The sequence below is a fragment of the Pandoraea apista genome (assembly GCF_001465595.2).
GTDB classification, from domain to species: domain Bacteria; phylum Pseudomonadota; class Gammaproteobacteria; order Burkholderiales; family Burkholderiaceae; genus Pandoraea; species Pandoraea apista.
Genome location: NZ_CP013481.2, coordinates 3,234,430 through 3,254,116, shown reverse-complemented (window position 1 = coordinate 3,254,116; position 19,687 = coordinate 3,234,430). Strand labels below are relative to the sequence as shown.

The following is a 19,687-nucleotide window of genomic DNA, read 5'->3' as shown; positions in this document are numbered from 1 at the left end:
AATCATGGCAGGCCAACAACAGCAGCAGTACCGCAATACCCCGTTGACGCAACCGGACATCACGGCGGCACCAAGTGTCACGACGACTCCGCAGCAATTCACCGTAGGCCGTGTGGACGCGTCCGGGCAAGTCTCGGCGCTCCAGTCCCTGTCGAATTCGTTCGGCGGCTTCTTCCAGAATCTGAACAACACGGCGGCGCGGGTCAACCAGACAGTGGAGCAGGGCCGCCTTGCGAACATCGAGCGTGAGAACGCGGCGCTGGAGAAGCAAGGGATTGCCGACTACACGGCAGGTAAGGCTCCCGACGCCGCAGCAGACGGGCGTGAGTCGTATCACGCCGCGTACCAGCAGGCGTTCGCTCAGAACCATGCGTCCGAGATGACGCAGGAATTGGCCGCACGTTTGCGCAGCATGCCGCAGGATGGCTCCGTCGATCCGGAAGCCGTTGCAAAGCAAGTCTCCAAGGACTTCTTCGGTACAGGCACGGGAGACGTGGACTTTGATGCGGCGCTCGCCGGACGCTATGCCCCTGCGGCGCAGTCGATGATCGCTCAGGCGAAGGAGCACATCGCCCAGACTCAGGAGCAGAACCAGACCGTCGAGATCCAGAACGCGGCAGCAAACCAGATCAACTCGCCCCTTGGGATGACCGAGGCAGGTTTCGCCACGCTCACGCAGCAGGTGGACGCCGTAACGCATGGCAACCGCGCGTTGTCCGACAAGATGATCGGTAGTTTCATGGGCAGCGTGCGCAACAAGACGCAAGCCCTGAATTACCTGAACGTCCTTGCGACATCTGGCTGGGCCGACCGCAATCCGGTGGAGTACGACAAGATGTCGCACGATGCCGTGCGCCAGATCCAGACCGTCAAGTCGGTACAGGCGGCGCGGGAGGTGGACGGAATTCGCCTCGCAGCCGCTGCGCTCAAGATGAATCCCAACGCTACCCCACAGGATTGGGCGGAACTGCTGTACAAAGCCCAGCGCGTCGACGCCAACCACGGCGTCGGTATCGATAAGTTTGGGCATGTCATAGAAGGGTTGCAAGCCGCCTCGAAGCAACAGGCAGTCATCAACGCGTTTAGTCTCGCCGAGCAAGGGCATCGCGGCACGCATAACATTAATACGATAGCGGCGCTGTTGGGCGTAGATCCTGACGAACTAAGGAAGACGGGCTATGAGCCGTACCTAGTTCGGAAGATCGGGCAGGACGGCGGGCAACGATTTCCGGCGCTGTACGCCTCAATGCAAGGCAACGCCGGTCTCCCTGATCCTCTTGCGTCCGATCAAGCAGGCGCTGAGTTTGTGGGCTGGGTGACGGCACCGGGCATCCGGGACATCTCGGGAGGCACGATGCCCGTTCGAATCCAACGAGACCTATCCTCGGCGATCAAGTCGGGTAGTCCTGACCGCGCCGCGCGTGCGTGGCGAATCATGGACCGTATCCACGATCAAGTGGGCGACCACGCGTTCGGTCAGTATCTCGGCAAGGACGATGAAGCCTCGGCGATGTACTGGGGCGTCAAGGCGCTCGCCCCGACCAACGGCGACGTCTCACAGGTCTACAAGTCAATCCGCGATGGCGGCATGGACGCGAAGCTACTGGAGAAGGTCGGCAACGGCGGGTCCATCAACTGGCAACCGCTCCTGCCCGGTAAGAAGCAGGCGGACATCGACGTTGCTGTGGACAAGGCGATGGGCAAGGCCATGCTGGCGGACGTAGGGCGAACCGGTCTCATCTGGAACCCCAATACGTCCATGAGTTCAGATATGCGTCAGCAGTTTCACGGAATCGTACTCCAGCAACTGATGGCGCAGCGAGCCAATGGGCAGGTGGACTTTGATGTCGCTGTGGAGAACGCGGCGACGGTCTTCAAGGGAACCCGCATGGCAACGGTCGGCATGAACGGAACAGTCAAGATCATTGACGATCCGTTCGGCGGTAGGGGCCGCGCTGTGGGCGTGCCGATCAATACCAGCCCCGACCACCCTTACTCGACTGCGAAGGGCTACGCGCCGATCTATTCGTCGTTTCCGATGGCGAATGCGGCGGGCCAGTATGAAGACCCGTTCAAGACGGCGCAGGGCGATCTCCGCGATCTCAGTGAGGCGCTACCCGGCATCGTCACCGATTCGGCTGGCCTGTCCCTGAAGCGCCCGGACGGCACGGGCCTCTCGCAAATCCACGACTCCCTCGACAACCCCATCATCCTTCACGGAGGTCAGAAGATCGCCGTGCGTCGTGCTGCGGACGAGGGTGTCACGGAACAGACGCCGAACAACTTCGATGACCCTGACTTCTACCTGAAGCCGGGGAAACGCCGGGGCGAACTGATTCACGGCGAAGTCCCGAAAGATCCAAAGGAGGCTGCGGCGTTCTTCAAGGACAACTTGCCTCCGGGCGTGTATGCGGTCTACGACCCGCAGCACAATCAGTACACCCTGAACTACGGATACCGTATGAAGGTCACGGAGGCCGAAGCGGCCAAGATGCGGGCACAGAGAGCATCTGAACAACCGGCACGCGCTGCGCAGCTTCGCGGCATCGCAGAGGGCATCGTGAATAACCAATACGGCATGGTCTATTGATGGCTCAAGTAGCGAATCCGTTTCAACACACGGACCGCTCGTCGGGGCCGGTTAATCCTGACGTGACCTCGCACTGCGTACTCAAGCGCAAGGGTGCGAGGCCTGCGGCATCATTTGCGCTTACTGGCCGACGCCTTTGGAGAGGCGTCAATGACCACAATCTCCGATGCCGATTCACCTGCAGCAATCCGCCGCGCTCGAATTTGCTGGATGTCGAGCAACTTACCCCCGAGATCACCGAAATCTATGACCACGTAGATTCCATGGAACGTTCGGGCGGCGTCCTTGTAGTGTTCAAGCTGCTTTTCATATCCGTGGCGCACAGAACCCATTGAACGCTTCATTTCGACAAGTACCCGCGCCTCGTATCCGTGGCTGAACTTGAAATCTATGGGGCCACCTCCCATATTCGCCTCGGGCGATATGTCGACGTTATTTGCGCGGCAAAATGAGTCAGCAATCGCGAAGTAAATCAACTGGGCGGCCCGCTCCTTCTTAGGCTCTCCGTTGACCCAAAGCTCCTCCCACAAATTTCCCTTCTCAACATGATGCTGAAACATGGAAATCGTTTCCTTGACAACTTTGATAACTTCTTCGATGCCAGAATTCAAGTTGAACTTCGTAGAGCTCTTGTATTGATCCGGATCGGACGACAGAATCTCTTTCAGTTTTTTGTAGCCTAAGCTGTCATCGGAGTCCGCGTACGACGTGGCAAACTGTTTGATCGCCCCCATGAATTCGGAGAATAGCTGCTCAGATTCGAGGGCGGCTTTTCGAACTGCGGCCTTTTTCTCTGTTAATGACGTCTTTGCTGCCAACCCTAAAAAAGCATTAACTCGATCACGGATTCTATTGGTCGCTTCAATGGCTGCATAGACTTCTGAAAAATCGTTTGCTATTGGCAGTTCTCTGACGATGTCCTGAGGCACCAAGATCACCGTCCGTACCCTCCCATCGCCAAGATCAAAGGATGGAAGGCCGTATCTCGACTCGCCGTTTCCATGGCTGGTGGGAACGCCGTGCACTTTGCAGAATTCTTCAGTAATTCGAGACAGCGCCTCGACTATTACCCTCGTCGTAAAGTCGCTGATGGTGTCAGGGCCGACGTTCTCCTCGAAAAAACCCATCAACCCCAACATGTCTGGGTCTTTACTCCCGAGTCGGATAATGTCCTTCGACGTCCGCATGATCGCTTCGCGTATAGCATCCGGCCTCGATGCCCCTCCGCGTCGACTTCCGCCGTAACCAAGCCCATTGTCGGGCGGCTCACTGAGGTCAAGTAACTTACGTGCACCTTTCCACGCGGCATCCCCCTCCTTCTCCGATATATCCAATAGTCGAATGAACTTTGAGAAATGCTCATGGAAAGCTGCGAGGGCCTCCTTGCTAATCTCAGAGTGTGATGACTTTTCGAGCAAAACCGGATCGATGAACAACTGAGTATCGACGTTTAGGAATGGGTCTATTAGGCCAGCCTCCTCAAAGGCGGCTGGGTCTATTCCAAAATGCGTTGAGAATAGGATGGGATTTTTTACTTTTGCCAAAGGAGCCCCCGTTCACTTTGTGAATCGTGCGTTGTCGTGTCGCCGGATTATTGTTGGTGAGTCACATTTCCAGCGTTTTAAAATCGCAAGAATAGAGATAAGTATCTGATAAATTCAGTAAGAAATTTACCGGATAGGTTGCTTAGTTTAGCACTACTATTGTTATGGACGAATCTGTGAAGATTTCGAGGCTGAGCGCTGCCGATGTTGGCGCAGCGAGCAGTCGAGCAATCGGCAGCTACACTGCATCGCGGCTTCGTCTAGGGGGGCGCAAACAACCAATACGGCATGGTCTATTGATGGCTGGTAGGCTGTTGAAAATTCCGGAAGACGTTCGTAGGCGCTTGATTGATCGAGTCTGTCCACTAACCTGCCATTGAGTGAGCGATTTTCTTGTGCGTCGAACGTGAGTAATCAATTGGCGATGTCTTTTCATGACCACTCCACGCGACCGCGCAGCCTGCGTGATACAATCAGTTTCCCTGTGTCACCCACGCTTGTCTTTCGACGTGACGCACTCAAGCTAAGTCACTGATTTCATTGGGCATGAAGGTGCTTGGATTGGGGTTCGAGTCCCCTTCCTCGCACCAAAAAACCCTTATAAATCATCGGGTTTTATTTTGAGGCTGGCAAAAATCTAGCCGGTTTTTGCCTGTTTTTCTCCAGAAATGCCAGCATCCGTGCCAGCATTTTTGGCGAACTTCTCAACGGCTTTATCCCCCGCCTTCAAGTCCGCCGTCGGCATCCATCGGCCGTAGACGCGCGCGATCATCGTCCAGTCCGCATGCCCCATTTGCTTCGCCACCCACATCGGGTGTTCGCCCGCCGACAGTATCATTGGCGCGTATATGTGTCGGGTTTGATATGGGTTTCTGTATCGCACGCCCGCGCGTTTCAGTGCCGAATTCCACAGCTTCCGCACTTGATGAGAACCCGAGAATCGCTCGCCTCGACGTCCCACACAGATTCGCAGTGATGCTCGGTCTGCGGGGGGGGCATCGCGTGCATGGCGACGGCCTCGGGATCATGGTTGATCGCGTGGTCGACGTGGCGGCTGAGCGCCAGCTCAATGCCGCAGCTCGCACCGCCGCCGGCGAAGTTATCGATGATCAACTTGTCGGAAATGTCGAGAATGAACTGATCTCTGATCATGCTCGGATTCCTCGAAACGGAAGGAGACCGGTATGGCGGTTCATCACCTGCATCACAATGGCTTTGAGATATACGTCACCGTTGACGAGTGCCCAACGCAATGGCGAATACTCGTTACGGTTACGGAACACGCCACTGGCCGACCGTTTCCGAAGGCGCAGGGCCAGCGCCAGTTGGCGAAGGATCAATCCGAGCAGGATGTGGCGAACAGCATCATCGCTGAGGTGTGCAAGTCGCTTGATCGGCTAAATGGGGCGTCGTAATTTCACGATTTCCGCTCCTCTGTTGCCCGCGAGGCGGCGCTTACTCGTCAGGTTGAGCGATGGCCTTGATGAAGAAGGCGAGGGCGGTAATCAGGATGGGCGCGTGTTTTTCGAGAGCGTCGCGGCGCGCCTGCCTGGCTTCGAACTCCTCGCGGACGCGCGGGGAGCCTGGTCTGGAAGGAAGCCGGGACGGCTGGTGATTCATGAGAGGGCGCAGCTCTTCTACGCGCGGCCGTCAGCGGCTCGTTTTGCGGCAGACGTCATACGCCATGCTTCCACCTCACATAGAGGCATACGACGAGGAGAGCGCCCCAGATCGTCCAGGCGGCCGGCTGGTGAGCGCGAATCCACTTGTCGGCGCCGTTGACGGTCAAGATCAGGATGCGATCAAGCATGCGCGGGCCTCAGTGGGAAGTGTCGCGATAGCCGAGGCGGTACGCGAGATCGGTGGATCGGCATGGCTCGCCGCGCATAGCGTCGTGCCAGCCAGCGTGATACTGGCTGATCGAAAGATCAAACATGGGAATCCTCCAGAGAGGTAATGAACACCCCGGCAGAACACCGGGGCGATGTGGCTTTAACCATGTCCGCCATGGGCCTGTGAGCAGTCAGGCTCGCTCTACTACCGGTCAACTTTGGGCGCCGTCATCTGGCGTAAAGAGGGCGGGCACTCCTCCAGCCATCGGGCAACTTTGATCCCGTGCCGCGTTTCGTCGGGCTCTAACGTCGGTGCCGCACTGGGGCGGTCACTGAATGAAGTGGGCGCATTTAGCGCCCCTAGCCGTAGTCCATAGGCACCGCGGGTTAGTCGTTGATCGAATGCGCCGCCGCGTCGAGCGGGGAGGGCGCGGGTAAGCCGCCGCTCGCGCCCAGGGGAGCGGCAGCAGTATCAGGAGAATGGACATCGTTGTAGTAAGATGAGCTTCGCCGAAATTAAGACGAAGGGCGTCTCATGAGTGACGAATTTGCCAAGGGATATCTTTTTGTAGATTCCCTTTACAAGAACGCAGACCTGCAACGAAAACAGCAGGAGATCGATCGGCTAAAGAGCGAGGCAAATCGCCGAGCCTCGGCTGCGACGACTGACTTCAGCGGCGCGGGCATGATCGACAGGGCGAGTTACAACCTGCTGCGCGAAAAGGTCGAGTACTACGAAAAGCTGCTCACGGAGCCCTTGGCAGTCATCGCGGGCGCGATTCCCGCCTTCAAAGAAAACTATGACAAGGAGCAACTCGTTCTGGCAGGTTGGATCCTCAGTCAGAAGGGCTTCAAAGAAGCAGCGATGAAGTACGGAGCGATGGCCGGGAAGACCACTCAGGAAATCCAAGCCGAGGGGCTTGCGAATGAGGCAACGATCCTGGATGGAAAATCAGAATACGGTAACAACCTCGTATCGCTGGCCGAGCATGTGAAGCAGAAGCTGAGGGACCAGTTGAAATAGGTATTCGAGCGCCTGACATTGCCTCGATACCTTAGCATTCACCCTCAAGAGAGCAGACCCGAGATCCTGATCAGATCGGGGAAGAGGGATACGGGCTATTTAACGTCGCCGCGCCGACGCGGATCTGCTCTCTTGAAGGTGCCCGCCGAAGCGGGCATTGCAGGAGCCGTCAGACACCTCGATGACCGAGCAGGCGAAAGTGTAGTGGTCTAATCCCTCCGGACACTCATTTAGGCGAGAATGCTCGCCATGAAGAGGCGTCTGATGACCAAACAACGTCGATCGTTTTCCCCTGAGTTCAAACGCAACGCTGCGGCACTGGCCCTTGATCAGGGCTACAGCCACGTGGATGCATGCCGGTCTGTCGGCGTTGCCGAGTCCGTTTTGCGCCGATGGGTTGATCAGCGCCAGCTTGAGCGCCGGGGTGTTACCCCTCAGAGCAAGGCCCTCACGCCAGAGCAGCAGCGTATCCAGGAGCTTGAGGCTCGCATCGATCGCCTTGAGCGCGAGAAGGCCATTTTAAAAAAAGCCACCGCGCTCTTAATGGCGGAAGGGATCGAACGTACGCGCTGATTGAGCAACTCGCCAAAGGTGAGCCCATAGCCTGACTCTGCGCACTGTTCGAGCTTCCACGATATTGCTTGTACGCCTATCGTCAGTGGTGCCAGCGTGTCGACCCGATACGTCTGTCCCAACGCAGTCGTGTGCATGAATTGTTCGTCGAAAGCCGTAGCTCAGCGGGCAGCCGCAGCATCGTGGGAATGATGCGTGAGCAAGGCATTGCCATCGGACGTTTCAAGGTCAGTCGATTGATGGCGGAGCTTGGACTGATCTGCAAACAACCGAGCAGCCACGCCTACAAGCGAGCCACCATCGAGCGCATGGACATTCCGAATCGCCTGAATCGGCAGTTTGTGGTGGAGGCGCCGAATCGAGTCTGGTGCGGCGACATCACGTACGTTTGGGCGCAAGGCCGTTGGCATTACTTGGCCGCAGTCTTGGACCGGTTCACGCGCCGTGTCGTCGGTTGGGCGTTCTCGACTCGTCCTGACGCCGACCTGGTGGTGCAGGCACTCGATATGGCCTACGAGCAACGCGGGCGTCCGCAAGGGCTGCAATTTCACTCGGATCAGGGTGGTCAGTACGGTAGTCGCAAGTTCCGCCAGCGACTATGGCGGTACCGGATCGAGCAGAGCATGAGCCGGCGCGGCAATTGCTGGGACAACTCGCCAATGGAGCGTTTGTTCCGGAGTTTGAAAACGGAATGGGTGCCGAACACGGGATATATGACGGCACCGCAAGCTCACCGGGACATCAGTCATTACCTGATGCAGCGGTACAACTGGATACGTCCGCATCAGTTCAATGACAGGCTAGCTCCTGCCGTAGCAGAAGAAAAACTTAACGCAGTGTCCGGGATGGGTTGACCACTACACATCGCAGGACTCGCCTGCGAGCGCAGCTACGACGCGTTGATGGTTTTGCCGTTAGGCTGATGTCCAGATAGCAGAGTTCTGCAATATATTTTGGATAGGAGCCGACGAGCAAAACGGATTGCTGGTTTTTCGATCACAACGTGCAAACCATATGCCGAGAGAATGGAAGTTCCCAGCATTAACGCAAGAAGAGGTAAGCCATTCAGGTAGCTTGGCAACATAGTCCGATGAGCGTCCCACGCTCGCCAAACAATCATGTGCACTAAATACAGTGAGTACGAAATCTCACCAAAAAACAAGAGTACTGGCAGAGGCTTAGGTTTCGTACTTGCTTCATAAATCAACGATGCGGTGAGCACAAACAATCCCCATGCCCCAAACCCTAGAACGCCATGCTGATAGGGGACGTGGGTAAGCAGAAGCGCGCCAACAGTGACGCATGCGCACCAAAGCAGAATCTTGGGGCGGTTTCCCGATGTGAGTGCGCTGATTTTGTGAATGTGAGGGAATGCCGCGGCAAGTAGCATCCCAACGATGAACTCGTAGATCATAGGAGACGCGAGAACTTGCAAATGCCCGTTAAACGAGTTCGATGCGGTGTGCTGTAGTGGCACAAATGGATCAAGATTTATGGCGCCGTTGAATTTGAACTGAAGGCCAAGTCCGATCGCTAACAGCAATATTGAGCAAATGGCGACTCGGTATCTGTGACTCATCGTGATTGAGATGGCGAATGCTGCGTAGAAGTACATTTCGTAGGACAAGGTCCATGCTGGCCCGAGCAGGTTGTATCCGAAGAACGGGGCTTGGCCGTTATAGTCCGAATTGAGCGGGATGAGCGATTTCAACAGTCGAGCTACTGATGCCCTCTCACTCATGATTTCTGGCGGGGTATTCACAAAAAAAAATGCGATTACACAGATGATGAGGAGCGGATATATGCGAAATGCCCGCTTAACCACAAATGAAATAAGGCGCTGCCCGTCGTCTCGTTGGGTCGAAAACACGATGATGAACCCGCTGATCATGAAGAACAGATCAACGCCTGCATGCCCATTCCTGAAAAGCAGTTGTCCCAAGTCGCCCTGAGCATACACGCCGTCAAGAAAATCACGATAGTGGTACATCACAACGAGCAGGGCAGCTATCCCCCGCAGACACTGGACCGAATAGATCATTTCAACGCTTAGAATAATTGGTGCCGGATTTTAACCTGACCTGTCCCGAAAAATTCATACCGATCAAGTCTAGAGATAATGGCTCCTCAGCTCAGACGAGGAGTTGGCATGAAGAAAAGCCGGTACAGCGACGAACAGGTTGTGCGAATACTTCGGAAGCAGATCGGGACACGGTGCCTGAGGTGGCCAAGGGCCTGGTCGGTCGTGACCATGTGCTTCGCTGAACGGAGAATTCCGTGATGAGTGTTTAGCGATGGAGTGGTTTCGCAATCGGATTGAAGCGAAGATCGTGATCGAGGACTGGTGTACTCACGACAACGAGGTGCGCCCGCATTCGAGTTTGCAGTACCTGACCCCGGCCGAATTCCGCCGGGTTAGCAACGTAGTTCAACCATTGGGACCGTGATTCTCTAGACGCCTTGGGTACGAGAATGTCAGTCAGGTCTACCGTTACCGACAACAAAGGCGACATCGCTCGCGCGACGATCAGAGACGTCATGCAATCGGACGCGTCATCCACCATGTGGACAAGGTATTAATGCCGTAACGGCAGTAGGGGCATCGATAACACCGATGCCCCATTCTCCGGCGCCGGGTGAGCGACCGTTGTCGATGATTGCTGAGAGAAGTCCCCGCCAAGCGTGAGCACCCGAGCCGCCATTGGGGGACGTTCGGCGAACGCGCTACCTGATCCCGTCAGCGGACTGCGGAATTACGGGACGATGGACCGGTGGGACGACGATCTCAAGTGGATCGCCACCACCTCACCACGAGGGCCGCACCGCGTAAGCGTTACGGCAATATGACCGACCGAATTGCGTCGGCTCGAAGTGCTTTCCGACCCGGTGGATCAGTTCGCGGGCAAGAAGGGCATTGATGACCGCATCGGAGGGCTGTTTGGCGCTCTTTTCTGCGATTCGCTGAAGTGCGACGGTGATGGCCTGCGTCGAGAGGGTGAGCATGACATGCTCCTGTAAAAGTTCTATGGACCCTTAGGGCCTTCTTTGACAAGCGTGCTTCTCAATTGGGCGATTTGTACTCGCCGTTACCGGGCAGGCAAAACCATCTGGCGATTCGGCGGTGCTGCGCCAATTGGCTTGCGAGACTTCTGCGGCTCAGGCCAATGGCATACGACACGGCGGCGACAGAGAAAAATCGGGTGGTGTCCGACGGCACATACCCGGCGTAAAGAAACCAGTGCGGGGCGATGGCCATGGCAACCTCAGGCTTTGGTGGGACCGTCGCTGACGATGTCGTCAATCAGCGACTGTGCGTAGCTGTTCCCCGCGCGTCGCGCCTCTCCAATGGAGTCGAACGGCAGACTCTCAAGGCGAAAGACTTTGGGGTCGGTCGACTGCGCCGGATCTTCCAGCGTGGTTCGGGAGATGCGAACGGAGACCTCGAACGTGCGGTCGTGCTGTCGCTTGAACGAGCCAGCGTCCTGATGACGGAAAACGAATGTCTCTAGGCGGAAGCCCCGGTAAAACGGGATTACGTAAGCCATACTGCCTCCGGCTGTGCGAGTCCCAGCACATCACGATGCGCGTAGCGGCGCTGATATGAGGGAACCGCAAAGGGGATTAATTAGGTTGGCTTGATGTTCGAAGCCTGCAAGCCCTTCGGGCCGCGCGTGACGTCAAATGAGACGTGCTGATTTTCTTGAAGGCTCCGGAATTCAGTACGCCCTTGCGGCTGAATCTCCGAAAAATGTGCGAACAGATCGTCGCCACCGTCATCCGGCTTGATGAAGCCAAAACCCTTGCTATCGTTGAACCACTTAACAATCCCGGTACTCATGCGAACTCCTGGTTTTCCCGGCGCGCAGCCATCGCGAAATGCGTAGGTCGTCGCCAGTGGCGGACAAACAAGAAATTCAGAGATCGGAAGTGTCTCGCAAAGATCGATGAGATCGACGCTGGATCGATAAAAGTCAGACTTGATGTTCGATCACATACTTATACGCGGATTTGAACGACAAAACAACAGTTTTCGGCGCGTGTCGTGAATGTCTCATGCACGCGATGAGTCGCCATCACGGGGTAACAAACATGCCACTCCGAGGCGGGTCATCGTCGGCCTTTCACGAAAAAGCGGTTTCTGCTTGCCGGTTGTGCGTCTCGCGCGGCGCTCGCGAAGCCACCCGCCCGAGCGCTGTCGCTGCCGCCGCACGATATTGGTGCGGCAGCGCGAAACCCCGCCGCCTGCGGACATAGTGCTCAGAAGCGATAGAGCATCACCAGTTCGGCCCGCCGGTCGTTGCCGAGCAGCCATTGGGTATTGTTGTAGTACGCGGTCTGCACGTAATGGCGATTGAAGACGTTGTAGACACGCCCGGTCAAGGTGAGGTCGCGACGCGGCTTCCACGCCAGCGCCAGATCGACTGTCGTGTAGGACGGCAGCGCGAGCGTATTCGCTGTGTCGGCGTACCGCTTGCCAACGTACTTGAGCCCACCGCTGGCCGTCCACGCCGGCGCAAAGCGCCAATGCATCCAAAGGTTTGCCATCTGCTGAGGCACGTTGACCGGAATGTTCCCGGCGCGCGATACCGAAACGCCGCCCACGCTCTCGTCGAATTCGTCGTACTTGGCGCGCAACAGCGTACCGTTGACATCGATCCGGATGTCGCGGGTCACCTGCGCCCCCAGCGTCAGCTCGACACCGCGCGACGATTGTTGCCCCACCTGCAAGCTCTGCGACGGGTTGAGCGGATCGACCGACAGCAGGTTGTTCTTGACGATACGGTACACGGACAGCGTGCCGTCGATACGCCCGTCGAGCCAATCCTGTTTCACCCCCAACTCGATCTGCTTGCCGGTCGCCAGATCGAACTTCGCTTTGCTGGCCGTGAGCATCAGCAATGAACTGATGGGATCGGCGGCCACGGAATACTGTCCGTATACGCTCGTATGGGCCGTGACGTCGTAGACGGTGCCCACACGCCAGCCCGTATAGCCGAGATCTTTCGAGAACGCCGCACCCGTGACAAGGTCGTCCCGGTTGATGCTCGCGTGGTCGTAACGCACGCCACCGACCACGGACCAACGCGACGTCACCTTCAAGCGATCTTCCGCGAAGAACGCGTACTGATTCGCTTGGGACCGGTACTTGGGATAGGTGCCCGCCACGTTGATGAACCCCCCAGGGGCCGGGTCGTAGAGATCCACGAGCGACGTGCCCGAGTAGGGCGAGTTGTTCGTATGCTGAAACGTGGTGTGATTGAACTCAAAGCCTGTAGAGACTGTGTTCTCCATACCGAACACATGCCCCTTGAGTGTCGCGCTCGTCACGTTGCCGATCTGCTCCTGGTCGTGCAGGATTTCCGTATAGCTGCTGCGCTGAACGAGTCCGGATGATGGCAAGTACGTGTAGTACTCGGCGTCTTTCCAATGCCGCTGACTCTTCACGCGGTACAGCGTACTGGTGATCGTCACCTGATCCGTTGGCCGCCAGGAAGCCGCCAGCGTTGCCCAACTGTCGCGGTAAGTGATCAGCGCATCGTCGACGTTGTAATTCTGCTTATAGGTCGCGGGGTCGAGGCGGCCACCGACCAGCGGCACGCCGAAGTACTGCATCGGATGCTGATTGCCCTCGGCGAGCGAGGCCGTGACGGAGAAGCGCGGCGTGAAATCGTATTTGACGGCTGCCGAGAACGAGGCATTGCGCGAATCTCCCCGGGCCACCCAGTTGTCGGATCGATTGGCGCTGGCGTCGAAGCGATAAGAAAGCTTGTCGTTGATCGCACCGCCGCTGCCAAACGCAGCGCGTCCGGTGCTTTCAGTGCCGATCCCGAGTTGAATCTCATTTTCGACGGGCGCCTGCTCGGGCTTCCTGGGCACGATGTTGACCACACCGCCGATGGCGCCTTCGCCGTAAATGACCGAGGCCGGGCCTCGCAACACTTCGATTCGCTCGACCGACCAGGTGTCGAACGGAAACGTGACGCCGATGGCGCCGTACGGCCGTACGCCGTCGTAGAGCTGCGTGACCGACGCGTTGCCCACGAAGCCGCGGGCCCCGAGTTCCGAACCGCCGTTGCCGGGATGGGGCGAGGCATTGATGCCAGTCGCACGACTCACCGCATCAATGATGCTGGCATCGCCGCGCTCCGCCAGTTGCTGGCGGTCGATGACCTCTACGCTGGCGGGTGTTTCCTTGATCGAAAGGCCCAGCCGGCTGCCGGTCTGAACCGGTTCGTCGAGCGGTGTGGCACTGGCTGCCTGCACCTGCGTGGCGGGCAAATCAACGCTTTGCGAGGCGTTTTCGTTGTTGTCCGCCGCTTGAGCAAAAGTGCATAGCGTGCCGATGGCCGCCGCCACGGCGGTGCGCACAGGGAATGACGTTTTCATGACTCTGTCTTGTCTGGTGTGGTCGAGCACGCATGCACCCTCGCGTCGCTCGGCGCGACAACGGGCAAACGCGCGCAGGCCGTCGCCCTTTACGGGCAACAGCGTGTCTTCGGGTCTTAGGGCATGGCCAAGGCGCCGGTTGTCGACCTCAACAAGTGACGTGCGACGAACATGCAGCGAATGGCAAGGGGATGCTCAGGCGTGAGGAGGAGGTGCGCGCGAGGGCGGCGTGAGACGGCGCGGCGCACCAGTGACGATAACCGCCGGAGACGCCGCGAGACGCTCATTGCCGAGACGAATGTCGGCCAGCGTGAGCGTAGCGGGCGGAAGCGGCGGCGTGTGGGCGAGTAGCGAACAATACCCGCAGGCGGCGCTCGCACCTGTGCCGTGAGATACCGGCGTGTGCTGTCCCCGCACCGCCGTTTCGTCAAGACTCGTACAGAACGTGCCCGACAAGGCGTCATCGAGGGACGACGGATGGGCACGCAGATATTGACTGATCAGCGGCGAGCAAAGCAGCATCCACATGGCGGCGAGGCCCGCCCATGCAATGCGTTTGCTGCGTGACCATACCGGCATGTTCATGGTGCGCGGCAGGGTGCCGCGTTCGTGACGACGAGCCCGGATGCTATCACGCCATCCGGAAAATCACTTCGTTATGCCAACACATTTCACAAGGGATGCGACGCCTTACTGCAATTTGTCGCGATCGTGACAATGAACAGCGCCGGTAGCACCAGAACGCCCGGCTGCAATATCGCGGGAAAGTAGGACGGCAGCAGCGAGAGCAATGGCAGACACCAGGCGAGGCATACGATGACACGCTCGCGGTAGGTCCAGGCGTCTCGGGTTGCCCGGTCACGACACAGATAGACGATCGGCAGCAACAGCCACGCCAGATCGTAGTGCAGGATATACGGCTGGATCATCAGTGTGGCGATGACGGCGGCCGCTGCTCGGGCGTCGAAGCGAGCCTTGCGAGCCCAAAGGCGGAGGGTTGCCAATACCACCGGAATTGCAACGATCGCATGCACGGTGTACGCCACCGGCACGCTGCCGCCGAGGCGTCGCACGGTGGCGAATACCGAAGGCATTGCCCGCATGACACCGCCGGAAACATTGTCGATGACGGTGGCGTTGAACCACGACGCCGCCTCGAAGAACCTGAGCCAGAGCGGTATGCCGAAGATCAGGGTGCTGACGGTGACGAAGAGCACTGCGCTCACCGTCATCGCAAGCAGTGCTCGCCAATGCCGTCCACAGACGAACAGTAGCGGAAAGAGCACGGCCAGTTGGGGCTTGAATGTCAGCATGCCGGCGCAAATGCCGGCCAAGTACGGACGGCGCTCCAGCAAGCCAAGTGCGCCGGCGGCCAGCGCGGCGCTCACTAGCGAGTTCTGGCCGTGCGCCGTTGCGATCCAGATACCCGGGAAGGCCGCAACGGCGACCCACGGCAACGATCCGCGCTTGCCCTCAGGCGGAAACGCCAACAGCATGCAAGCTAGGCCAAAGGCGCAGAAGCTCACGTAAGACAGGGCGTAGGGAAGGAGGGCGAGTGGGTAGACCAGCAACTGGAACGTCGGGGGATAGACCCACGGCGCGTAATGGCCGGGGAACATGCTGTCCTCGACGTCGGCGATCTTGAGTAAGTCGAACGCGGCCATCGGGCTGTCGTGCAGCGACAGATACGACGCGCTCCAGAATACCCGGAAGTCCACGCCCATCGGGGGGACGCCGGGCTCATGCAGCATCCAGCGTACCGCCCAGATTCCGAGTACGAGCAGTTGGCACAACAGCAACGCGGCGCTATATACCACCACTCGCTCGCGCGTGAGCCACCCTGGCTTTTGCCGCGCAACCCCTTTGGCAATCTCACTGTCGGCGATTTGCATAGGCACATCGGCTGATGATGGATGAGGTCTGACGCGGATGCCCGCTGCCGATTTTCATGGCTGGACGTCATGATAGTCGAACCGTACCCGATCGAACCCGGCCGGTTGCTGTTCATAAAGCGAGCGAACAGGCGAGCGGCCGGAGGAGACAAGTTCGCACAAGCCTGTTAATATACGTTTCGTAGTCATTTCGTATATAGAGGTCCGCAATATGGGTATCGTCAAGATATCGGAGCAAATGCATGAGGCGCTGCGCAATACCAGTGGCGCGCTCAGTCGCTCGATCAACGCGCAAGCCGAACATTGGCTGCGTGTCGGCATGCTCGCCGAACTGAATCCGTCGCTGAGCTATGGCGAAATTTGCCGCAAGCTCATCGAATCCGATGCCGCATCGTCCAGTGAGGCCGGCGCCATCGCTCCCCCCGCAACCGGTGCTCCTGTCACCGCATTTAACAAGGTGGCGTAATGGTGCGCGAACGCGTTGTTATTCGCTCGAAAGAAGAAATTGCTCTGTCGCGTCGCGCAGGCGAGATGGCCGCACAGGTACTCGCGATGATCGGCGAACACGTCAAGCCGGGTGTCACGACGGATGAACTCGATCGTATCTGTCACGACTTCATCGTGAACGAGCTGAAGGCGATCCCTGCGAACATCGGATATCACGGCTATCCGAAGACGGTGTGTGCGTCGGTGAATCATGTCGTGTGCCACGGCATTCCCGGTGAGAAGAAGCTGCATGACGGCGATATTGTGAACATCGACGTCGCCCTCATCAAGGACGGCTGGTTCGGCGATACGAGTCGCATGTACTACGCGGGCAAGCCGAGCATTCTCGCCAAGCGTCTGGTCGACACGACTTACGAGGCAATGCTCGCGGGCATTCGTGCGGTGCGCCCCGGGGCAACACTCGGTGACGTAGGCTATGCGATTCAGACGGTGGCCCACCGCGAGGGCTTCAGCATCGTGCGCGACTATTGCGGGCACGGTATTGGCACCACCTACCACGACGATCCGCAAGTGCTGCACTACGGGCGTCAAGGTGCGGGGCTTACGCTGCGGCCGGGCATGATTTTTACCATCGAACCGATGGTCAACGTCGGCAAGCCCGACACGAAACAACTGGCAGACGGCTGGACAGTCGTTACGCGCGACCGTTCGTTGTCGGCGCAGTGGGAACACATGGTGGCCGTGACCGAAACGGGTTTCGAAGTGCTCACACAATGGCCCGACGGTCTGGGTGAATATGCCCGCTTCGGCTCGCTGGAGGGCAGCGCGGCCACCGCCGACGCGGCCTGATCTCCATGGATGCGCTGGGGCGCAGCGGGTGCGCCTCAGACGTCGTCGGGTGCGTCGTCGAGCATTAGCAGATGGTCGGCGAAGCGGTGATACAGCCAGCCGGACACACTGGTGGCCACGGCTACCCACGCGATGGACAGTACGGTTTGCAGGATCAGTGTGCCGAGCACGACGGTCGTCGCGGCCGGAATGAAGTGCAGAACCACCGCGAACAGAATCGCCATGATCACGCCGGCAACGATCAGCGGCAGGATAGTGCCGATGGTCGTACCGACCATCACCCAGAAGTGACCGCGAGAGTCTTGCCACGCCGCGCGCCAGCGCTTGCTGCGCCCCGCGCCGATCTGCGGGAAGATCAACGACACGCGAATCAGCACGAAGAGCAACGCACACATCAATAGCACGAAAAACGTGCCGAGGAGCGCGTTGGAATCGCCGCGCCCCGCTGCGCGCAAGGCGAATGCGGCGCAGAGGGCCGCAATGAACCACACCGCGAACAGGCCCACGCAGATCTGGATCGATGTCCAGAGATAGCGCCACAGATCGCGTCCGTACCAATGGGAATGCTGCGCAGTGTCGGGGCCAAGAATCGTGTATCGCACGACGTGAACGGCAAGGACCGAGAACGCCACGATATTCACGAGCACCACGCCGAAAGACATGACTGCGAGGCGTAGCCGGAACCCGGCTGGCGCGCCGTTTTGCGACGCAGTGAGCGCCAGTTCCTTGAGTGAAATGCTAAGTGCCGAAGTGACCAGCATGACGATGGCAACTGTCAGGCATAGCAACGGACGATTACGTAGTGCGTTGAAGCCGTCGCGCCATGCTCCTTTGAAACACTGCTTGAACGTAATCGGTTCCATGTTTCCCCTTGAGCGAATATCGCTTCGTTGATCGAAGCTGTCTGGCGTGAACGCATCACGACGCCGCCATTCTTGCAGATCGGCTTGGGGCTGACAAATACGCAGACGGCGCAGACCGGCGGCGTTGGGGAAGGAAGCGGAAGGAAGCGGAGGTAAGACGCGGGTGCAGAAAGGGGCGCCCGCGCCACGTCAAGTATCTCGCGGGGCGGGCCTTACGAGTGGACGTCGGGTGGCGGCGCTTCAGGCTGCCATGACTTTGCGGAGGACTTCTGCATGCGTGACGACACCGACGAGCCGCGCCGCCTCGTCCAGCACGGGGAGCGTGCCGTGACGTTGCGTCATGAGCAGCGGCACCAGTTCCGAGAGCGGCATACTGGCTGTGGCAGTCTTCAGATTCCCTTGCATGAGATCGCGCACAGCCGGGCGCTGCCCGGTGCCAAGCGCGACACCGAAGCGCGGCCAGTGCTGACGTCGTGCCCGGCGCGTATGAAGGTCATGGCGCGTGACCAGCCCGATCACACGTGCGTCGCTGTCGACGACTGGCAGCGCGTCGAGTCCGTGACGCTGCAACAAACGCCATGCTGCCGGTGCTTCGTCGCTTGCCTGCACTTTCGCGAGCGGAGCCGACATGACATCCGCACAGGTCAACTCGCGGGCACGTCGCGCATAGGCTTCGCGTTGCGTGTCGCGTAGCAGGCTGGCCAGGTCTTCCGCGGAAATGTCGAGCATCTCGCTGCGGCGAGCGAGTGCCTTCTCGGCATCGGCCGTTGTTACTGGAATGGCCGCAGCGTTGGCGGAGCGGGCAGGGGCCTGCGACCGGACCGCATGCGGATATCGATGACCGGTGAGGGCGTGGTAGCCGATCGCCGATCCAAGCAGCAGCACCGATTGCAGGGCGATCGGCTCGAGCACGAAGCCGTAGCCGAGCGAATGCACGGCGGGGCCGCCAAGCACGGCTGTCAGCGCAACGGCACCCGAGGGCGGATGCACGCAGCGCAACGTGAACATCAGCGCGATGGAGACACCAACCGCAGTGGCGGCGGCGAGAACCGGCGACGGGATAAACATTGCACAAGTCACGCCAACGAGGGCCGACACCAGATTGCCGCCAAGGATCGACCACGGTTGGGCGAGGGGACTGGCGGGCACTCCGAACAGAAGCACGGCCGAGGCGCCCATCGGCGCGACCAGCCAGGGGATGGCAGTGGCCGGACCCAGCATCCACAGCGTCAGGCCCCCGGTCAGCGCGATTCCGCACAGTGCGCCAAACCCGGCGCGAAGTCGCTCTTTCCATTGCACAGCGACCACGGCCGGCAGAAAACCGGCCAGCCAATCCCTCACGTCACGTCGCGTCATTGCCATGTCATCCCTTCCATCGGTCGCACCGATTGGGAGCGACGTTTTGATATTTTGTGCATGATATATCGTATATCGATGGATTTGAGGGGAAGAGGCCGTGATTTTAATGCTGCGCCGCAGCGAAGATACCGGTCTACCTTATGAGGTGGCGAAATGGTGCACCATTTCGAGGAAAACGAGACGTCAAATGCGTGCGGCTCGCTTCGGGGGTGGGCGGAAGGTGGGCGAGATGGGCGAGGTGATTGAGGTTGGTAACGCGGAGGATGCCGGTGTTGTGGGGATTCAGCAGAGGTAGGTGATGCTGCGGGTGGCACGAGGCAACAAGCC

20 protein-coding genes and 2 pseudogenes are annotated in these 19,687 nt (G+C 58.8%); 7 read left to right on the top strand and 15 right to left on the bottom strand.

The genetic code is table 11. The features are described from left to right. Positions 1–4 precede the first annotated feature (4 nt). Positions 5–2,590 (top strand): hypothetical protein, encoded by a 2,586-nt coding sequence (locus AT395_RS14845; RefSeq protein ID WP_174554642.1) that lies wholly within the window; start codon positions 5–7, stop codon positions 2,588–2,590. A gap of 110 nt (positions 2,591–2,700) precedes the next feature. Here the strand turns inward: AT395_RS14845 and AT395_RS26140 are convergent, their stop codons facing one another. The 3 genes from AT395_RS26140 to AT395_RS25320 form a co-directional block, all read right to left on the bottom strand. Next, positions 2,701–4,134, bottom strand: coding sequence for a hypothetical protein (locus tag AT395_RS26140; RefSeq protein WP_048629591.1), 1,434 nt, complete (start codon positions 4,132–4,134; stop codon positions 2,701–2,703). A 637-nt stretch (positions 4,135–4,771) separates the two neighbouring features. Then, a complete protein-coding gene (locus AT395_RS25325) occupies positions 4,772–4,945 on the bottom strand; it encodes an integrase (protein WP_231606157.1) in 174 nt (57 codons plus the stop codon). An 83-nt stretch (positions 4,946–5,028) separates the two neighbouring features. Then, positions 5,029–5,286: a class I SAM-dependent methyltransferase gene (locus tag AT395_RS25320; RefSeq protein WP_048629590.1), complete on the bottom strand. Its 258-nt coding sequence runs from the start codon at positions 5,284–5,286 to the stop codon at positions 5,029–5,031. A 32-nt stretch (positions 5,287–5,318) separates the two neighbouring features. Here AT395_RS25320 and AT395_RS14830 point away from each other — a divergent pair, with 32 nt between their 5' ends. Beyond that, positions 5,319–5,549, top strand: a complete 231-nt coding sequence (locus AT395_RS14830) for a hypothetical protein (RefSeq protein ID WP_048629589.1) — start codon at positions 5,319–5,321, stop codon at positions 5,547–5,549. A gap of 40 nt (positions 5,550–5,589) precedes the next feature. Here AT395_RS14830 and AT395_RS25610 read toward each other — a convergent pair whose 3' ends face one another. After that, positions 5,590–5,754 (bottom strand): hypothetical protein, encoded by a 165-nt coding sequence (locus AT395_RS25610; RefSeq protein ID WP_156219762.1) that lies wholly within the window; start codon positions 5,752–5,754, stop codon positions 5,590–5,592. Between the two features lie 55 nt (positions 5,755–5,809). Next, positions 5,810–5,944: a hypothetical protein gene (locus AT395_RS26235; protein WP_257787201.1), complete on the bottom strand. Its 135-nt coding sequence runs from the start codon at positions 5,942–5,944 to the stop codon at positions 5,810–5,812. Positions 5,945–6,501: 557 nt separating this feature from the next. On the opposite strand from AT395_RS26235, the gene AT395_RS14825 reads away from it, so the two are divergent. Next, positions 6,502–6,990, top strand: a complete 489-nt coding sequence (locus tag AT395_RS14825; protein ID WP_042116290.1) for a hypothetical protein — start codon at positions 6,502–6,504, stop codon at positions 6,988–6,990. A 264-nt stretch (positions 6,991–7,254) separates the two neighbouring features. Further along, a pseudogene (locus AT395_RS14815) lies at positions 7,255–8,417 on the top strand (IS3 family transposase). Positions 8,418–8,452: 35 nt separating this feature from the next. Here the strand turns inward: AT395_RS14815 and AT395_RS14810 are convergent. After that, positions 8,453–9,604: an acyltransferase family protein gene (locus AT395_RS14810; protein ID WP_048629587.1), complete on the bottom strand. Its 1,152-nt coding sequence runs from the start codon at positions 9,602–9,604 to the stop codon at positions 8,453–8,455. Positions 9,605–9,821: 217 nt separating this feature from the next. Here AT395_RS14810 and AT395_RS14805 point away from each other — a divergent pair. Beyond that, a pseudogene (locus tag AT395_RS14805) lies at positions 9,822–10,010 on the top strand (integrase core domain-containing protein); the annotation flags it as partial. 358 nt (positions 10,011–10,368) lie between these two features. Here the strand turns inward: AT395_RS14805 and AT395_RS25605 are convergent. From AT395_RS25605 to AT395_RS14780, 7 genes are all read right to left on the bottom strand, one after another. Next, entirely contained in the window at positions 10,369–10,566 is a 198-nt protein-coding gene (locus AT395_RS25605) for a hypothetical protein (protein WP_010808136.1), read from the bottom strand. 58 nt (positions 10,567–10,624) lie between these two features. Then, on the bottom strand, positions 10,625–10,819 hold the full coding sequence (locus AT395_RS25600; protein WP_124988585.1) for a hypothetical protein: 195 nt from the start codon (positions 10,817–10,819) through the stop codon (positions 10,625–10,627). A gap of 7 nt (positions 10,820–10,826) precedes the next feature. Continuing rightward, entirely contained in the window at positions 10,827–11,108 is a 282-nt protein-coding gene (locus AT395_RS14800; protein ID WP_042116287.1) for a hypothetical protein, read from the bottom strand. Between the two features lie 80 nt (positions 11,109–11,188). After that, the gene (locus AT395_RS14795) at positions 11,189–11,401 is read right to left on the bottom strand and encodes a cold-shock protein (protein WP_010808134.1); all 213 of its coding nucleotides are present in this window, start codon (positions 11,399–11,401) and stop codon (positions 11,189–11,191) included. Between the two features lie 419 nt (positions 11,402–11,820). Then, positions 11,821–13,950 carry a TonB-dependent receptor gene (locus AT395_RS14790; RefSeq protein ID WP_048629586.1) on the bottom strand — a complete coding sequence of 710 codons (2,130 nt, stop codon included), beginning with the start codon at positions 13,948–13,950 and terminating at the stop codon, positions 11,821–11,823. A 195-nt stretch (positions 13,951–14,145) separates the two neighbouring features. Continuing rightward, positions 14,146–14,535, bottom strand: a complete 390-nt coding sequence (locus tag AT395_RS14785) for a DUF2946 domain-containing protein (protein WP_048629585.1) — start codon at positions 14,533–14,535, stop codon at positions 14,146–14,148. 86 nt (positions 14,536–14,621) lie between these two features. Then, positions 14,622–15,842 carry a glycosyltransferase family 87 protein gene (locus tag AT395_RS14780; RefSeq protein ID WP_052765648.1) on the bottom strand — a complete coding sequence of 407 codons (1,221 nt, stop codon included), beginning with the start codon at positions 15,840–15,842 and terminating at the stop codon, positions 14,622–14,624. Positions 15,843–16,053: 211 nt separating this feature from the next. On the opposite strand from AT395_RS14780, the gene AT395_RS14775 reads away from it, so the two are divergent. Together AT395_RS14775 and map are read left to right on the top strand one after the other, a co-directional pair. Next, positions 16,054–16,308, top strand: coding sequence for a ParD-like family protein (locus AT395_RS14775; RefSeq protein ID WP_042116283.1), 255 nt, complete (start codon positions 16,054–16,056; stop codon positions 16,306–16,308). Next, positions 16,308–17,138: a type I methionyl aminopeptidase gene (gene map, locus AT395_RS14770; RefSeq protein WP_042116281.1), complete on the top strand. Its 831-nt coding sequence runs from the start codon at positions 16,308–16,310 to the stop codon at positions 17,136–17,138. Before AT395_RS14775 ends, map begins: the two co-directional genes overlap by 1 nt. A gap of 35 nt (positions 17,139–17,173) precedes the next feature. Here the strand turns inward: map and AT395_RS14765 are convergent, their stop codons facing one another. Beyond that, positions 17,174–18,001: a hypothetical protein gene (locus AT395_RS14765; protein ID WP_048629584.1), complete on the bottom strand. Its 828-nt coding sequence runs from the start codon at positions 17,999–18,001 to the stop codon at positions 17,174–17,176. 240 nt (positions 18,002–18,241) lie between these two features. After that, entirely contained in the window at positions 18,242–19,357 is a 1,116-nt protein-coding gene (locus AT395_RS14760; RefSeq protein WP_048629647.1) for an HPP family protein, read from the bottom strand. Positions 19,358–19,687 lie beyond the last annotated feature (330 nt).

Excerpts from the sequence above, each read along its gene's own strand:
- AT395_RS14760 (WP_048629647.1), bottom strand. The coding sequence starts at position 19,357 with ATGACGCGACGTGACGTGAGGGATTGGCTGGCCGGTTTTCTGCCGGCC.
- AT395_RS26235 (WP_257787201.1), bottom strand. The coding sequence starts at position 5,944 with ATGCTTGATCGCATCCTGATCTTGACCGTCAACGGCGCCGACAAGTGG.
- AT395_RS25320 (WP_048629590.1), bottom strand. The coding sequence starts at position 5,286 with ATGATCAGAGATCAGTTCATTCTCGACATTTCCGACAAGTTGATCATC.
- AT395_RS25610 (WP_156219762.1), bottom strand. The coding sequence starts at position 5,754 with ATGAATCACCAGCCGTCCCGGCTTCCTTCCAGACCAGGCTCCCCGCGC.
- map (WP_042116281.1), top strand. The coding sequence starts at position 16,308 with ATGGTGCGCGAACGCGTTGTTATTCGCTCGAAAGAAGAAATTGCTCTG.
- AT395_RS25325 (WP_231606157.1), bottom strand. The coding sequence starts at position 4,945 with ATGTGGGTGGCGAAGCAAATGGGGCATGCGGACTGGACGATGATCGCG.
- AT395_RS14785 (WP_048629585.1), bottom strand. The coding sequence starts at position 14,535 with ATGAACATGCCGGTATGGTCACGCAGCAAACGCATTGCATGGGCGGGC.
- AT395_RS14780 (WP_052765648.1), bottom strand. The coding sequence starts at position 15,842 with ATGCAAATCGCCGACAGTGAGATTGCCAAAGGGGTTGCGCGGCAAAAG.
- AT395_RS14775 (WP_042116283.1), top strand. The coding sequence starts at position 16,054 with ATGGGTATCGTCAAGATATCGGAGCAAATGCATGAGGCGCTGCGCAAT.
- AT395_RS14830 (WP_048629589.1), top strand. The coding sequence starts at position 5,319 with ATGGCGGTTCATCACCTGCATCACAATGGCTTTGAGATATACGTCACC.
- AT395_RS14825 (WP_042116290.1), top strand. The coding sequence starts at position 6,502 with ATGAGTGACGAATTTGCCAAGGGATATCTTTTTGTAGATTCCCTTTAC.
- AT395_RS25605 (WP_010808136.1), bottom strand. The coding sequence starts at position 10,566 with ATGCTCACCCTCTCGACGCAGGCCATCACCGTCGCACTTCAGCGAATC.
- AT395_RS14810 (WP_048629587.1), bottom strand. The coding sequence starts at position 9,604 with ATGATCTATTCGGTCCAGTGTCTGCGGGGGATAGCTGCCCTGCTCGTT.
- AT395_RS14795 (WP_010808134.1), bottom strand. The coding sequence starts at position 11,401 with ATGAGTACCGGGATTGTTAAGTGGTTCAACGATAGCAAGGGTTTTGGC.
- AT395_RS14790 (WP_048629586.1), bottom strand. The coding sequence starts at position 13,950 with ATGAAAACGTCATTCCCTGTGCGCACCGCCGTGGCGGCGGCCATCGGC.
- AT395_RS14765 (WP_048629584.1), bottom strand. The coding sequence starts at position 18,001 with ATGGAACCGATTACGTTCAAGCAGTGTTTCAAAGGAGCATGGCGCGAC.
- AT395_RS14800 (WP_042116287.1), bottom strand. The coding sequence starts at position 11,108 with ATGGCTTACGTAATCCCGTTTTACCGGGGCTTCCGCCTAGAGACATTC.
- AT395_RS14845 (WP_174554642.1), top strand. The coding sequence starts at position 5 with ATGGCAGGCCAACAACAGCAGCAGTACCGCAATACCCCGTTGACGCAA.
- AT395_RS25600 (WP_124988585.1), bottom strand. The coding sequence starts at position 10,819 with ATGGCCATCGCCCCGCACTGGTTTCTTTACGCCGGGTATGTGCCGTCG.